This is a genomic window from Pseudomonas sp. GM24 (assembly GCF_000282235.1).
GTDB lineage: Bacteria > Pseudomonadota > Gammaproteobacteria > Pseudomonadales > Pseudomonadaceae > Aquipseudomonas.
In genome coordinates, this window is the sequence record NZ_AKJR01000053.1 from 1 (window position 1) to 15110 (window position 15110).

Genomic DNA, 15110 nt, shown 5'->3' on the forward strand with positions numbered 1-15110 from the left:
GCGAAACCGCCAGCGGCAACCCCCGAAGAAACGGATATACACGCAACCCCAAGAGCCTGGTCGGCCCACAGGCCGCCAAGGCCAAAGCCAAAGCCAAAGCCTCAAACCACATCAACACCTACGTGAATCGCATCATGCCGCCAAAACTCCAGATCACAATCAATCAACCGCTCATGCTGATCATAATTGACCCGAGCAATCCGCAACCCCGGGCTCCCCACAGAAACCCGTAAAGCCGCCGCCGCATCCACCGACAATGACGTCGGCACAATCTCAAAGCGCACCCGCCCATAGTGCAAATCGTAATGCCGCGCATACAACTCGGTCATCGACTGATTCAAATCAAACTCAAGAATCCCCGGAAAAAACTGCGGATTCAAATAGTGCTCCACATACAACACCAACCGCCCATCAATGCGCCGCGACCGGCAAATCTGAATCACGCTCGACAACGCCGGCAGTTGCAACCACGCACACACCGCCGCCGAAGCCGGCTGCAAACGCGCCGAAATCACCTCAGTCGACGGCACCCGCCCCTGCGCACTGACCATCGCGTGAAAGTGACTTCTCTGCATCAGGTTGTAGGCCAGACGCGGCGGCGAGACGAACCAGCCACGGCGCTCCTCACGATAAATCTGCCCCTGCGCCTCCAGTTGCAACAACGCCTCTCGCACAGTAATCCGCGTCGTGCCGAACAACTCACTGAGCTTGCGCTCGGCCGGCAGCTTGCTGCCTGCCGCCAACAACCCGTGATCAAGCTGCTCCTGCAACACCTGGCCAATCGCTGTCACCGCTTTTGTTGCCTCATCGCGCATCAACGTTACCTATCTGGACTAGACCAGCACTGTTTCGGGGCAAAACCGCACGGCAATCGAGCCGTTTCCTGATATTGCAAGCCTAGGCAGTGCAGATGACCGAGAGATGACAAAACTACCGAACGGTCGTCCTCACGACTTGCAATACATCGGCCAAGTCCCTTGCTCTGCGGGCCTTTGAGCATGGTCTACGCTTATCTGGCAGCCGCCAATACCGGGCAAACAAGAGGCCTGAAACAAGGCCGCCGACATCAAAGTGTCATCCAACCCCCTTAAATTGGCTCAGGTATTGCTGACCTAGACCAACACACACCGCAATCGCAGCGTTGAACACGACCAAGGAGCTTCGGAATGAAACAGCTTTTCCTGGCAACACTGTTAGGCTCGACCATTGCAATGTGCACCTCCGCCATGGCGGCCGGCACCGATCTGAAAACCCTCGAAGCCGCTGCGAAAGCGGAAGGCGCCGTCAACAGCGTCGGCATGCCCGATGACTGGGCCAACTGGAAAGGCACCTGGGAAGACCTGGCCAAAACCTACGGCCTCAAGCACATCGACACCGACATGAGCTCGGCCCAGGAAATCGCCAAGTTCGCCGCCGAAAAAGACAACGCCACCGCTGACATCGGCGACGTCGGTGCGGCCTTCGGCCCGATCGCGGTCAAGCAAGGCGTGGTGCAACCGTACAAACCAAGCACTTGGGATCAAGTCCCGGACTGGGCCAAGGACAAGGATGGCAACTGGGCGCTGGCCTACACCGGCACCATCGCGTTCATCGTCAACAAAAAGCTTCTGCACGGCTCCGAAGTACCGACCAAGTGGGCTGACCTCAAGGGCGGCAAATACAAGGTCTCCATCGGTGACGTGAGCACCGCCGCCCAAGCCGCCAACGGCGTACTCGCTGCGGCACTGGCCAACGGTGGCGACGAGAAAAACATCAAGCCTGCGCTGTTGTTGTTCGCCGACATCGCCAAGCAAGGTCGCCTGTCGATGGCCAACCCGACCATCGCCACCATGGAAAAAGGCGAAATCGAAGTCGGTGTGGTCTGGGACTTCAACGGCCTCAGCTACAAAGCCAAGATGGCCAACCCGGATGACTACGTGGTGCTGATCCCGTCCGACGGTTCGGTGATTTCCGGCTACACCACGATCATCAACAAGTACGCCAAAAACCCTAACGCCGCCAAGCTGACCCGCGAATACATCTTCAGCGACGCCGGCCAGACCAACCTCGCCCGCGGCAACGCCCGTCCGATCCGCGCCGAGCACCTGCAACTGCCGGAAGACGTCAAGGCCAAACTGCTGCCGAACGAGCAGTACAAAAAGGTCACCCCGATCAAAGACGCCGATGCGTGGGAGAAGACTTCCAAGGCCCTGCCACAGCAGTGGAACGAAGAAGTCATCGTAGAGATGAAGTAATCCTTCATCTGTAGGAGCTGCCGCAGGCTGCGATCTTTTGATCTTGCCCTTTAAAAGCAACATCAAAAGATCGCAGCCTGCGGCAGCTCCTACAGGGGTTGGTTCCAGTTTTGTTTTCGGAGTTTTTGCCCCTATGAAGCACAACGTCATCCTTGTCGTGCTCGACGGCCTCAACTACGAGGTCGCGCGTCACGCCATGGGGCATCTGCAGGCTTATGTTGGCGCAGGACGCGCCGCGCTCTATCAACTGGAGTGCGAACTGCCGGCCCTGTCCCGACCGCTTTATGAATGTATCCTCACCGGCGTGCCGCCGATCGACAGCGGCATCGTCCACAACAATGTCTCGCGCCTGTCCAACCAGCGCAGCATTTATCACTACGCCCGCGACGCCGGCCTGAAAACCGCAGCAGCGGCGTATCACTGGGTCAGCGAGTTGTACAACCGCTCACCGTTCGTAGCCGCGCGCGACCGGCACACCGACAATCTGTCGCTGCCGATCCAGCACGGGCATTTCTACTGGAGCGATCACTACCCGGATTCGCACCTGTTCGCCGACGCCGAAAACCTGCGCCTGCGCCACGATCCGAATTTCCTGCTGATCCACCCGATGAACATCGACGACGCCGGGCACAAACACGGTCTCGATTCTTCGCAATACCGCAACAGCGCGCGCTTCGCCGACATCATCCTTGCCGACTATCTGCAGAACTGGCTCGACGCTGGCTATCAGGTATTGGTGACCGCCGACCACGGCATGAACAACGATCGCTCACACAACGGCCTGCTGCCGGAAGAACGCCAGGTGCCGCTGTTTGTCCTCGGTGAAGCCTTCAGCCTCAACGCCGATGCCGCACCGAAACAGACGGAAATCTGCGGCACCGTCTGCGAACTACTCGGCGTGCCCCACGACAAACCTGTGTGCCGGGAGTTGCTCAAGTGAACTCAATAATTCGCGGCAAATGGCTGGCGGCACTGTGTGTAGTGCCCTTCGCGCTGTTCTTTATCGTCTTCGAAATCGCCCCGCTGACCTGGGTGATGATCAGCAGTCTGCAATCGGAAGAGTTCGGCTGGGGCTTGGCCAACTTCAGCAAGATCTTCAGTTCGAAGTTCTACTTGCAGGCGATCCAGTACAGCCTCGAAATCAGCTTCTGGTCGAGCTTGTTCGGCATCATCATCGCCGTACTCGGTGCGTATTCCTTGCGCCGGGTCGACTCGAAACTGCGCAATTTCGTGAATGCCTTCGCCAACATGACCAGCAACTTTTCAGGCGTACCCTTGGCCTTCGCGTTCATCATCCTGCTCGGTTTCAACGGCAGCATCACCATCATGCTCAAGCAGTCGGGGATCATTCAGGACTTCAACCTGTACTCGAAAACCGGGTTGATCATTCTCTACACCTACTTCCAGATTCCCCTCGGCGTGTTGTTGCTCTACCCGGCCTTCGACGCTTTGCGTGAAGACTGGCGCGAGTCCGCCGCACTGCTTGGCGCCAATGGCTGGCAGTTCTGGCGGCATATTGGTTTGCCTGTGCTGACGCCTGCATTGCTCGGGACGTTCGTGATTCTGCTGGCCAACGCCCTCGGCGCCTACGCCACTGTCTATGCGCTGACTACCGGCAATTTCAACGTGCTACCGATCCGTATTGCAGCGATGGTCTCCGGCGATATTTCCCTCGACCCGAATCTGGCCAGCGCCCTGGCCGTGGTGCTGGTGGCGTTGATGACCATCGTCACCGTCGTGCATCAACTGCTGTTGAAGAGGAGCTACCATGTCTCGCGCTGAATCCGGCCCGGCCGGCCTCTACCACCGCGTCGTGGTTTATCTGTTGTTCGCCATCCTCTTGCTGCCACTCGTGGGCACGCTGGTCTATTCGATCGCCAGCAGTTGGTCAGCGACCATCCTGCCCAGCGGTTTCACCTTCAAGTGGTACATCCAGTTGTGGAGCGATCCGCGTTTCCTGCACGCCTTCGGCCAGTCATTGCTGGTCTGCGTTGGCGCGCTGGTGCTTTCAGTCGTGCTGATCCTGCCGCTGCTGTTCGTCGTGCATTACCACTTTCCGAAACTCGATGCGCTGATGAACATCCTTATCCTGCTGCCCTTCGCGGTGCCGCCGGTGGTGTCGTCGGTGGGACTGTTGCAACTTTACGGTTCCGGGCCGATGGCCATGGTCGGTACACCGTGGATTCTGATCGGCTGCTACTTCACCGTGGCGCTGCCGTTCATGTACCGGGCGATCACCAACAACCTGCAAGCGATCAACCTGCGCGACCTGATGGACGCTGCGCAACTGCTTGGCGCCAGCACCTTTCAAGCGGCGTTTCTGGTGGTGCTGCCGAATCTGCGCAAAGGCCTGATGGTCGCGTTGCTGCTGTCGTTCTCGTTCCTGTTCGGGGAGTTCGTTTTCGCCAACATTCTGGTCGGCACGCGCTACGAAACCCTGCAGGTTTATCTGAACAACATGCGCAACAGCAGCGGTCACTTCACCAGTGCGCTGGTCATCTCGTATTTCTTTTTCGTGCTGGTCCTGACCTGGATCGCCAACATCTTGAACAAGGACAAAAGCGAATGAGCTATGTCAGCGTCCAACACCTGCAGAAAAGCTACGCCGGCACGACCGTGTTCAGCGACATCGACTGCGAAATCAACAAGGGTGAATTCGTCACCCTGCTCGGCCCCTCCGGTTGCGGCAAATCCACACTGCTGCGTTGCATCGCCGGCCTGACACCGGTCGATGGCGGCAAGATCCTCCTCGATGGCGTCGATATCGTGCCGTTGAGTCCGCAGAAACGCGGGATCGGCATGGTGTTTCAGAGCTATGCGCTGTTCCCCAACATGACCGTGGAACAGAACGTTGCCTTCGGTTTGCGTATGCAGAAGGTCAATGCCGACGACAGCCATAAACGCGTTTCCGAGGTGTTGAAACTGGTTGAACTGAACGACTTCGCCAGCCGCTATCCGCATCAGTTATCCGGTGGTCAATGCCAGCGGGTTGCCCTCGCCCGTTCGCTGGTCACGCGTCCGCGTCTGTTGCTGCTGGACGAGCCGCTGTCGGCGCTCGACGCACGGATTCGTAAACACCTGCGCGAACAGATCCGCCAGATTCAGCGCGAACTGGGCCTGACCACAATTTTCGTTACCCACGATCAGGAAGAAGCGCTGACGATGTCTGATCGCATTTTCCTGATGAATCAGGGAAAAATCGTACAAAGCGGCGATGCCGAAACCCTCTACACCGCCCCCGTCGATGTGTTCGCCGCTGGCTTCATCGGCAACTACAACCTGCTCGATGCCGACGACGCATCAAAGCTGTTGCAGCGCCCGATCAACCACCGCATCGCGATTCGCCCGGAAGCCATCGAGCTGAGCCTGGAAGGCGAACTCGACGCGCAGATCCGCAGCCACAGTCTGCTCGGCAACGTCATCCGTTACCGCATCGAAGCGCGGGGCGTGGAACTGGTGGTGGATGTGCTCAACCGCTCGGCGGCCGATCTGCATCCCGACGGTCAGCGTCTGGCGCTTTCCATCGATCCGACGGCCCTGTGTGAGGTAGCCTGATGACTTTGCTGACGTTGAAGAGAGAACTGCACTGATGGCTCTGGCAATTTTTGATCTGGACGAAACCTTGATCCACGGCGACTGCGCCACCCTCTGGAGCGAGCAGATGGGGCGCCTGGGCTGGGTCGATCCTGAATCGTTCATGCGCAAGAACAACGAACTGATGGACGCCTACAGCCATGGCAAATTGCGCATGGAAGACTACATGGAATTCAGCCTGGAACCGCTCATCGGCCGCACACCGGAAGAAGTCGAGCATCTGGTTGGCCCGTGGGTGGAAGACTTCATTGAACCGATCATCTTCAGCGACGCGACCAAAACCATCGCCGCCCACCGCAAGGCCGGCGACCGCATTCTGGTGATTTCGGCGTCGGGGACGCACCTGGTCAGACCGATTGCCGATCGATTGGGCATTGATGAAATTCTGGGGATTGAACTGGAAGTCGCCCATGGCGTTTACAGTGGGCATACCGTTGGCACCCTGACCTACCGCGAAGGCAAGATCACCCGCTTGCTGGAATGGCTGGATGCTGAAGAAGAGAACCTGGAAGGTGCGAGTTTCTATTCCGACTCGCGTAATGATTTGCCGTTGTTGCTGAAGGTGGATTTCCCGCATGTGGTGAATCCGGACCCGGTGCTGCTGGAACATGCCGAAAAGGCCAACTGGCCAATCCATCTCTGGAAATGACAAAGATTTAATCTGCACAGGCTGGCTGATATTCCAAACCTGAGTTCGACCCGATGCATCAGGTCGATGTAGCCCGGTAGAACAACCCGGTCAGTCCCCTCTCCCTTTGGGAGAGGGTTAGGGTGAGGGGCTTTTTGCCTTGATCTCAGCTCAGACTTTCGTCAATCACCAATACCAGTTTGCCCGCCACCGTATTACTCGCCAACTCCGCAAACGCCGCCTCGGCATCCTTCACCGCAAACGCCTTGGCCAACTGCGGACTCAAGCGCCCCTCAGCAAACAACGGCCACACCTGCTGACCCAGATCACTCAACAGATCCGCCTTGAACTGATCGTCACGACTGCGCAACGTCGAGCCCAGCAGTTGCACACGCTTGGCCAACACCTGCGCCAGATCCAGCTTCGCCTCACGCCCGCCCATCAAACCGATCAACACCCAGCGTCCATCCAGCGCCATCAGCTTCAGGTTCAGCGCCGAATAATTACCGCCGACCGGGTCGAGAATCACGTTGAACGGCCCAAAATCGCGCAGGCTCTCCAGATCATCGGTGCGCACCACCCCGCCCTGTGCACCCAGCGCTTCACAGTAGGCCAAACGCTCAGCCGAACCGACGCTGACCCAACATGGATTGCCAAACGCCTTGCACAACTGAATCGCGGCTGAACCGATTCCACTTGCGCCGGCGTGCAAGAGAACTTTCTCACCCGGTTTGAGCGCCGCAAGTTGAAACACATTCAGCCAGACTGTTGCGTAAACCTCGGGCAATGCGGCCGCCTCAATCAGCGAGACGCCTTCGGGAACCGGCAGCACGTGCCGCCCGTCGACGACCACCTCTTCGGCCATGCCACCCCCGGCCAGCAAGGCGCAAACCCGATCGCCGACCTGCCACGCACTGCCCGCGCCGACCTCGCTGATCACCCCGGAACACTCAAGACCGAGCACTTGGCTGGCCCCTGGCGGTGGCGGATAAAGCCCTGCTTTCTGTAATAAATCGGCGCGATTGAGGCCCGCTGCCGCCACTCGGATGCGGACTTGTCCTACATCACACGTAGGACTCGGCTCTTCAACCCATGCCACTTGACCGTCAACGCCTTGCAATGCCTTCACAGTGCCTCCATAGTGAGTCTGGACTGAGCCCGAAGCTGTAGCGCCGGGCTTTTTGCATTATGCGACCGGCTCTCGTAGAACCGGCGACTTCAAAGACGGCCTAATATGCGTTATCAATTGTCCCCGCGTCGAATCAGCATGAAGCATTTGCTCCCCAGCACCGCCCTCGCTCTTTTCATCGGTATCGGTTTGTTGCCGGTGTCGGGCAATACATTCGCAGCCAACAGCTGGGACAAATTGCAGCCTGATCGCGATGAAGTCATCGCCAGTCTGAACGTCGTCGAGTTGCTCAAGCGTCACCACTACAGCAAGCCGCCGCTTGACGATGCCCGCTCGGTAATCATCTACGACAGCTACATAAAGCTGCTGGATCCGTCGCGCAGCTACTTCATGGCCAGCGACATCGCCGAGTTCGACAAGTGGAAGACCCAGTTCGACGACTTCCTCAAAAGCGGCGACCTCAACGCCGGGTTCACCATCTACAAGCGCTACCTGGACCGCGTCAAGGCGCGTCTGGACTTCGCCCTTGCCGAGCTGAACAAAGGCGTCGACAAGATGGATTTCAACACCAAGGAGACCTTGCTGATCGATCGCAAGGACGCCCCTTGGCTGAAATCCACCGCAGAGCTGGATGACCTGTGGCGCAAACGCGTCAAGGACGAAGTCCTGCGCCAGAAGATCGCCGGCAAAGAGCCGAAGCAGATTCATGAAACCCTGACCAAGCGCTACAAGAACCAGCTGGCGCGCCTGGACCAGACCCGTCCGGAAGACATCTTCCAGGCGTATATCAACACCTTCGCCATGTCGTACGATCCGCACACCAACTATCTGTCGCCGGATAACGCGGAAAACTTCGACATCAACATGAGCCTGTCCCTCGAGGGCATCGGTGCCGTGTTGCAGAGCGATAACGACCAGGTGAAAGTCGTGCGTCTGGTGCCGGCAGGCCCGGCCGACAAGACCAAACAGGTCGCCCCGGCCGACAAGATCATCGGCGTTGCCCAAGGCAACAAAGAAATGGTCGACGTGGTCGGCTGGCGTCTGGATGAAGTGGTCAAGCTGATCCGTGGTCCGAAAGGCACCGTGGTGCGTCTGGAAGTGATTCCGGCGAGCAATGCGCCGAACGACCAGACCACCAAGATCGTGCCGATCACCCGTGAAGCGGTGAAGCTCGAAGACCAGGCGGTGAAGAAGTCCGTGCTCAACCTGAAACAGGACGGCAAGGACTACAAACTCGGCGTCATCGAGATTCCAGCCTTCTACCTCGACTTCAAGGCTTTCCGTGCCGGTGATCCGGACTACAAGAGCACCACTCGCGACGTCAAGAAGCTGCTCACCGAGCTGCAGAAAGACAAAGTCGACGGCGTGGTCATCGATCTGCGCAACAACGGCGGCGGTTCCCTGCAGGAAGCCACCGAGCTGACCAGCCTGTTCATCGACAAAGGCCCGACCGTACTCGTACGTAATGCCGATGGCCGTGTCGACGTACTCGAAGATGAAAACCCGGGCGCGTTCTACAAAGGCCCGATGGCACTCTTGGTCAACCGCTTGTCCGCCTCGGCTTCGGAGATTTTCGCCGGCGCCATGCAGGACTACCACCGCGCGCTGATCATCGGTGGCCAGACCTTCGGTAAAGGCACCGTGCAGACCATTCAGCCGTTGAACCATGGCGAACTGAAACTGACCCTGGCCAAGTTCTACCGGGTTTCCGGTCAGAGCACCCAGCATCAGGGCGTGTTGCCGGACATCGACTACCCGTCGTTGATCGACACCAAGGAAATCGGCGAGAGCGCACTGCCGGAAGCCATGCCGTGGGACACCATCCGCGCGGCAATCAAACCGGCGGCCGATCCGTTCAAGCCGTACCTGGCGCAGCTCAAGTCCGAACATGACACACGCACCGCCAAAGATGCCGAGTTCGTGTTCATCCGTGACAAGCTGGCCCTGGCGCAGAAACTGATGGAAGAAAAAACCGTCAGCCTTAACGAAGCCGAGCGTCGCGCGCAACACACCGATATCGACGCCAAGCAACTGGCCATGGAAAACATCCGTCGCAAAGCCAAAGGCGAAGAGCCGCTCAAAGAGCTGAAGAAAGAAGACGACGACGCCCTCGCGGCCGCCGAGCCGGACAAGGTCAAACCAGAAGACGATGCCTACCTGAGCGAAACCGGGCGAGTACTGCTGGATTACCTGAAGCTGAGCAATCAGGTGGCCAAGAAGTAAGGTGATGGCAATTTAATGCTGACGATCCCCGGATCGTCATCAAACAGTCATCATTCTGTCGTGCAATAAAGGACTGGGAGCCACTCTCTTCATCGAGAGCGCTCCCAGTCCTTTTTTTATCGCCAGAGATAGCCATGACCACGACCGAACAGCTGAGTGCCTTGAGCTCGATCCTGACTCAAAGCGGATTACACAGCCTGTTCCAACCGATCATCTCTCTCTCCGAACGGCGCATTCTCGGCTACGAAGCCCTCACGCGCGGCCCGTCCAACAGCCCTCTTCACTCGCCCATCGCGCTGTTCGCCGTGGCCCGTCAGGCCGGGCGTTTGAGCGAACTGGAAATCGCCTGTCGGCAAAGCGCTTGCCGTCGCTTCAATGAGCAGCAACTGCCGGGCAAACTGTTTCTCAACGTCTCGCCTGAGTCCTTGCTGGAAGCCGCGCATCAACCGGGGCGCACGTTGCAACTGCTGCAGGATTTCGGCATTCCGCCGAGTCAGGTGGTCATCGAGCTGACCGAACAGACGCCCATCGACGATTTCCAGTTGCTGCAAACCGCCTTGCATCACTATCGGGCGATGGGATTTTCCATTGCGCTGGATGATCTCGGTGCCGGTTACTCAAGCCTGCGGTTATGGTCGGAATTGCGCCCGGATTACGTGAAGATCGATCGGCACTTCATCGATGGCATTCATCAGGACGCGCTGAAGCGCGAGTTCGTCGGCTCGATCCTGCAAATCGCCAAAGCCTCACGCGCACAAGTCATCGCCGAAGGCATCGAGTTGCCGGAAGAACTCGCGGTGCTGACGGAAATGGGCGTCGATCTGGTGCAGGGCTACCTGCTTGGCCGCCCCCAAGAACACCCACCGCGCGATGCCCGCGCCTTGATGCCCAAGCACGACAGCAGCAGCGTTGCGCTGAACGACGAAGGCAGTGACCTCAGCGCCCTGCTCAACGACCAACCGGCCGTGCATCGCGACACCCCCACCGCCACCGTGCTGGAAGCCTTCCGCCGCCAAGCCAACCTCAACTCACTGGCAGTACTCGACGAACAAGGCCAACCCTGCGGCATCGTCCACCGCCACTCGTTGTCGGATGCCCTGCTCAAACCGTTCGCCACCGACCTGTTCGCCCGTAAACCGATCAGCCGTCTGATGAACGACGATTTCCTCGCCGTGGAAATGAGCCAGTCGCTGCAACAAGTCAGCCGCCTGATCACCAGCCGCGCGCGGCAACGCATTGAAGAAGACTTCATCATTACTCTTAACGGCGGCTACCTGGGTCTTGGCCGGGTGATCGACGTGCTTAAACTGATCACCGAGTTGAAGATTCAACAGGCGCGGTATGCCAATCCGCTGACTTTGTTGCCGGGGAATGTGCCGATCCAGCAATGCCTGACGCGGTTGCTGCAGCAGGGGCGCGAGTCGGTCATCTGCTATGTCGACATCGACAGTTTCAAACCCTTCAACGATATCTATGGCTACGGGCGCGGCGATGAAGTTCTGCTGTGTTTGGCGCAATGCCTCAACGAACGCGTCGACCCGTCCCGCGACTTCGTTGGTCACATTGGTGGCGACGACTTCCTCCTTGTCCTCGGTCCGGACGACTGGCGCAAACGCATCAATCAACTGCTTGATGACTTTCAGAGCCAATGCCGACGTTTCTACCGTACGGAACATCTTGAAGCTGGATGCTTTATCGCACCGAATCGCCAGGGAGTGCGGCAGGAGTTTCCGCTGTTGTCGCTTTCAATCGGTGTCGTGCATCTACAGCCCGAAGCCTGCGCACACCTCGATGCCAGCCAACTCGCGGAAATGGCATCGCAGGCGAAACATCATGCGAAGAATGTTCCGGGGTATAGCGTGCATGTGATTGAAAGTCTCGCCGCTACCGATGTTCATGCACCGCAGCTAATTGGACAACGCTGACTCGCCCCCCCTGTGGAAGCGCGCATGCCCTCGCAGAACTCAGTTCAATCAGTTTAATTTTTTGGTATTTATCCCATCCTTGAGTCGTCAACGTGATAGCTCAACAAACAACTTAACAACACCTGCATAAACTGACGCTGATCCTTTACATCATCATCAAAATAGGTAGTGATCTTTTTGAATACAGCATCAAAACTATCACCAACTCCCAGATAGTGCTCTAACGTTTCGATACACCACTCGCGCTCTTGAGCGCTGTAAGAAAGAAACTCAGGTTTCATGAGAATATCAAACAGTTCAGCAAGCTCTTTCTCGTCGTTCACATTCTTCGAAACGATGATCTTTTCACGAGCATCATCATGACTGTTTTCTATATCAAATAGAAAAAGTAACCCGCGCAAAACAAAATATTCAGGCTTACGTTTCATTCCATAAACTCCGTATAGGAAGTTATAGGCTTAGCAGAACCATTTAGGATAACTATCGCATGTGTCTGCTGCCCATAATTAACTCCTCCTCGTTCATATCCCTCACCAACAATCTTGCCCATATTCATCGGTTCTCTTGAAGCTATTATCCCATTCCGCCTGAAAATCAGTTGAGCACGATGTATGGCGTTCAACTGGTCTCGATGACTAAGAAAATGGGTGGCCGCACTGGGTATTTTTGGTTCTCCAGCTTTTTTCCCGTTGGTATAAACCTCAATAATGCCGGTTGTAGGATTTGTTCCTGTGATTGAACGTTCCCGCTGAGAAGCCAGCGTGGTCTGCTTGCCGTGCTTCTCTAAAAAATGTGCGCCCGGTGTGGACTTCTCCATTTCATCCAAACGCCTATAAGCATTTTCCTCGGCTAGTTCATCAATCCTCGCCCTCCGCTCCTGCGCCGTCATCTTTGGCAGCGCTGGCTCACCCTCTTCTACCTTAGCGCCACCAATCCCACCCGGCGCCTCACACCCAGGCTTATTCGGCGGTGGGCAGTTAGAGCTCAACCCCAACGGATCCACCCACCCCGTCGGATTCGGCACGTACTGGTACTGATTCAGCCCACCCGCCAACTTGATCGGATCCGGCGTCAGATACCGCCCCAGCCTCGGGTCGTAATACCGGTGCCGGTTGTAATGCAGCCCACTTTCCGCATCGAAGTACTGCCCCTGAAAGCGCAGCGGCTGGTTCAGGTAATCCTCGCCAGCCAGGGTCAGTGCGGCGATTTTGCCGTAGGCGTCGTATTGCGCGGACCAGACGATGTCGCCGCTGTAGTCGGTGAGTTCCTGCGGGGTGCCGAGGTGGTCGAGTTGGTAGTAGAACGGGCAGGCTTTTTGCGGGCCTTTGCCGTCGAGCAGCGCGAGGGGGCGGAAGGTGCCGGGTTCGTAGACGTAGCTGCGGTATTCGTTTTCGCTGCTTTCGGCGACGAGATGGTCGCCTTGCCAGAAGAACTCGGTGGTCTGGCCGTCGACGGTTTTACTGATGCGCCGGCCGAAGGCGTCGTAGCGATAGCTGGCGGTCTGGCCGTCGGGGCGGGTCAGGCCGATCAGGCGGTGTTGGCTGTCGTAGCGGTATTCGGTGACCAGTGTCTGGGCGCGGCCGCGGCGTTCGCGGATCAGGTTGCCGAAGGCGTCGTAGTCATAGTGGCGGTCGCCCTGCATCAGCAGGCGGTTGCCTTTGATCTGGCTCGGACCGGGGCGGTCCTGCATCAGCAGGTTGCCGGCCGGGTCGTGGGCGAAGGATTCCGGCAGTTCGTCACGCGAGTGGCGTACGCGGATGAGGCGGTCGAGGGCGTCGTAGCCGTAGGTGCGCTGGCCGTGGCGGCTGTCGGCGATGTGCGCGAGATTGCCGTTGGCGTTGTAGGCATAATCGCGGCGGTACAGCGCATCACGCTGATGGCCTACGGCGTGGGCGAGTAATCGGCCCTGATCGTCGTAGGTGTATTCGCTGAGCAGCAAACCCTGCTGGCGTTGCCGTTCGCGTCCGGACTGATAGACATGACGGGTCAGCGGCGTGCCGTTGAGGTCGATGTCGGTCAGCGCGCCACCCTTGGCGTGGCGGTAGTCGAGCACGCTGTTGTCCGGCAGGCGCATGCGCTTGAGCTGGCCGCAGGCGTCGTAGCGGTAACGCAGGGTGCCCCAGCCTTGATGCTCGGTGATCAAGCGGTCCTGGCGGTCGTACTCGAAGGCCAGCGGGTGTTGCTGGCCGTCGTCGACCCCAATCAAACGGCCGAGGCGGTCGTATTGGTAGGTGACCTTGATGCCGTCGGGCAGGGTTCTGGCCAGAAGACGCCCGGCAGCATCGCGCTCATAAGCAGTGAGCAAACAAGAGCCGTCATCACCGAACTCGGTCTTCTCCAGCAGATGGCCGTTGAGGTCATAGGCGTACGCCGTGCGCCGGCCATCAAAACCGCTTTCCTGGCGAATCAGCCCGGTCGGCGTGTAATCCAGCCGGTACTTTTCCCCGGACTCGTTTTCAATCTCGGTGAGCAGCAGTTGCGCATGGTCGTAGCGGTACTGCACCCGCGTGCCGTCGGGGTTGATCCGCCGCGAGACCAGGTGCAGATCGTCGTCGTATTCGTAGCGGGTGATGCGCCCGAGTTCATCGCGCTCGGCAGTGACCTGACCGTAGGCGCCGTAGCTGTAAGCACGGGTATTGCCGGTAGGAGATGTCGTCTGGATCAGTCGGCCAACCGCATCCCAATGCTGACGGGTGACCGCACCGTGTTCGTCGGCGGTTGTGGTCCGCCGCCCCAGCGCGTCGTAGGAAAAGCGCCGCACGCCACCGTCGGGCAGGGTTTCCTCGGTCAACTGGCCAAGGCTGTTCCAGACCAAGCGATGGCGGCTGCTGTCCGGGTAGCGAATCGACAGCAACTGCCCACGGGTGTCGTAGTAGTAATGGGTGACCTGGCCATCGGGATCGACCGCTTCGGTGACATCGCCCTCGGCATTGCGCCGGTAGATCCACACCGCGTCACCGCGAGAGCGTTTATGCAGGAAACCGTTGCGATACTCGTAGGACGTTGGCGCGTCAGCCGGCGGAATCAGCGCGCTCAGCCGTCCGACCTCGTCGTAGCGGTATTCGGTGACCGCACCCAAGGCATCCTGCTCGGCGATCAACCGCCCCGCAGCGTCATAAGCCTTGAGCTGCTCGCCACCGTCGGCTTCAACCTTGCGCACCAGCCGCGCACGCTCGTCGTGCACGTACGTCTCTTCGGTGCCATCGACGTAATGCACTGCGACACTGCCGTCGTCGTTCCAGACGTAACGCGTGTCCATCTGCGAGAACGACGCCCAGTGGCGCACGCAACGCGCAGCCTTGCCCGAGCGTTCCCACTCCCAGAAAAAACTCGCGCCGCCGGCCAGTTGTCGTTGCAGGATCACGTGGGCGTCGTCG

Annotated in this window: 12 protein-coding genes; 8 read left to right on the forward strand and 4 right to left on the reverse strand. The window is 58.4% G+C overall.

What is annotated here, in order from left to right:
- Positions 1 to 101: 101 nt before the first annotated feature.
- Positions 102 to 815 (reverse strand): UTRA domain-containing protein, encoded by a 714-nt coding sequence (locus tag PMI23_RS08580; RefSeq protein WP_007916338.1) that lies wholly within the window; start codon positions 813 to 815, stop codon positions 102 to 104.
- Between the two features lie 351 nt (positions 816 to 1166).
- Between PMI23_RS08580 and PMI23_RS08585 the strand changes: the two genes are divergently transcribed.
- From PMI23_RS08585 to PMI23_RS08610, 6 genes are all read left to right on the forward strand, one after another.
- Positions 1167 to 2234 (forward strand): ABC transporter substrate-binding protein, encoded by a 1068-nt coding sequence (locus PMI23_RS08585; protein ID WP_007916337.1) that lies wholly within the window; start codon positions 1167 to 1169, stop codon positions 2232 to 2234.
- Between the two features lie 133 nt (positions 2235 to 2367).
- A complete protein-coding gene (locus tag PMI23_RS08590) occupies positions 2368 to 3174 on the forward strand; it encodes an alkaline phosphatase family protein (RefSeq protein ID WP_007916336.1) in 807 nt (268 codons plus the stop codon).
- Positions 3171 to 4016, forward strand: coding sequence for an ABC transporter permease (locus PMI23_RS08595; protein ID WP_007916335.1), 846 nt, complete (start codon positions 3171 to 3173; stop codon positions 4014 to 4016). Before PMI23_RS08590 ends, PMI23_RS08595 begins: the two co-directional genes overlap by 4 nt.
- Entirely contained in the window at positions 4003 to 4803 is an 801-nt protein-coding gene (locus tag PMI23_RS08600; protein ID WP_007916333.1) for an ABC transporter permease, read from the forward strand. The genes PMI23_RS08595 and PMI23_RS08600 overlap by 14 nt, the downstream gene beginning before the upstream one ends.
- Positions 4800 to 5789, forward strand: a complete 990-nt coding sequence (locus PMI23_RS08605) for an ABC transporter ATP-binding protein (RefSeq protein ID WP_007916331.1) — start codon at positions 4800 to 4802, stop codon at positions 5787 to 5789. Before PMI23_RS08600 ends, PMI23_RS08605 begins: the two co-directional genes overlap by 4 nt.
- Before the next feature lie 34 nt (positions 5790 to 5823).
- Positions 5824 to 6477: an HAD family hydrolase gene (locus tag PMI23_RS08610; RefSeq protein WP_007916329.1), complete on the forward strand. Its 654-nt coding sequence runs from the start codon at positions 5824 to 5826 to the stop codon at positions 6475 to 6477.
- A gap of 145 nt (positions 6478 to 6622) precedes the next feature.
- Here PMI23_RS08610 and PMI23_RS08615 read toward each other — a convergent pair whose 3' ends face one another.
- Positions 6623 to 7585 (reverse strand): zinc-binding dehydrogenase, encoded by a 963-nt coding sequence (locus PMI23_RS08615; RefSeq protein WP_007916328.1) that lies wholly within the window; start codon positions 7583 to 7585, stop codon positions 6623 to 6625.
- A gap of 138 nt (positions 7586 to 7723) precedes the next feature.
- Here PMI23_RS08615 and PMI23_RS08620 point away from each other — a divergent pair, with 138 nt between their 5' ends.
- Both PMI23_RS08620 and PMI23_RS08625 read left to right on the forward strand, forming a co-directional pair.
- The gene (locus PMI23_RS08620) at positions 7724 to 9808 is read left to right on the forward strand and encodes a carboxy terminal-processing peptidase (protein ID WP_007916327.1); all 2085 of its coding nucleotides are present in this window, start codon (positions 7724 to 7726) and stop codon (positions 9806 to 9808) included.
- A 134-nt stretch (positions 9809 to 9942) separates the two neighbouring features.
- Positions 9943 to 11733: a bifunctional diguanylate cyclase/phosphodiesterase gene (locus PMI23_RS08625; RefSeq protein WP_007916326.1), complete on the forward strand. Its 1791-nt coding sequence runs from the start codon at positions 9943 to 9945 to the stop codon at positions 11731 to 11733.
- 68 nt (positions 11734 to 11801) lie between these two features.
- Here PMI23_RS08625 and PMI23_RS08630 read toward each other — a convergent pair whose 3' ends face one another.
- Both PMI23_RS08630 and PMI23_RS08635 read right to left on the reverse strand, forming a co-directional pair.
- Positions 11802 to 12161 carry a hypothetical protein gene (locus PMI23_RS08630; RefSeq protein WP_007916325.1) on the reverse strand — a complete coding sequence of 120 codons (360 nt, stop codon included), beginning with the start codon at positions 12159 to 12161 and terminating at the stop codon, positions 11802 to 11804.
- Positions 12158 to 15110 (reverse strand): RHS repeat-associated core domain-containing protein (locus tag PMI23_RS08635; RefSeq protein WP_007949760.1); only part of this gene is annotated, 2953 nt, incomplete at its 5' end. The genes PMI23_RS08635 and PMI23_RS08630, both read right to left, overlap by 4 nt.

Coding starts and splice junctions, on each gene's coding strand:
- PMI23_RS08580 (WP_007916338.1), bottom strand. CDS start 815: ATGCGCGATGAGGCAACAAAAGCGGTGACAGCGATTGGCCAGGTGTTG.
- PMI23_RS08585 (WP_007916337.1), top strand. CDS start 1,167: ATGAAACAGCTTTTCCTGGCAACACTGTTAGGCTCGACCATTGCAATG.
- PMI23_RS08590 (WP_007916336.1), top strand. CDS start 2,368: ATGAAGCACAACGTCATCCTTGTCGTGCTCGACGGCCTCAACTACGAG.
- PMI23_RS08600 (WP_007916333.1), top strand. CDS start 4,003: ATGTCTCGCGCTGAATCCGGCCCGGCCGGCCTCTACCACCGCGTCGTG.
- PMI23_RS08605 (WP_007916331.1), top strand. CDS start 4,800: ATGAGCTATGTCAGCGTCCAACACCTGCAGAAAAGCTACGCCGGCACG.
- PMI23_RS08610 (WP_007916329.1), top strand. CDS start 5,824: ATGGCTCTGGCAATTTTTGATCTGGACGAAACCTTGATCCACGGCGAC.
- PMI23_RS08620 (WP_007916327.1), top strand. CDS start 7,724: ATGAAGCATTTGCTCCCCAGCACCGCCCTCGCTCTTTTCATCGGTATC.
- PMI23_RS08625 (WP_007916326.1), top strand. CDS start 9,943: ATGACCACGACCGAACAGCTGAGTGCCTTGAGCTCGATCCTGACTCAA.
- PMI23_RS08630 (WP_007916325.1), bottom strand. CDS start 12,161: ATGAAACGTAAGCCTGAATATTTTGTTTTGCGCGGGTTACTTTTTCTA.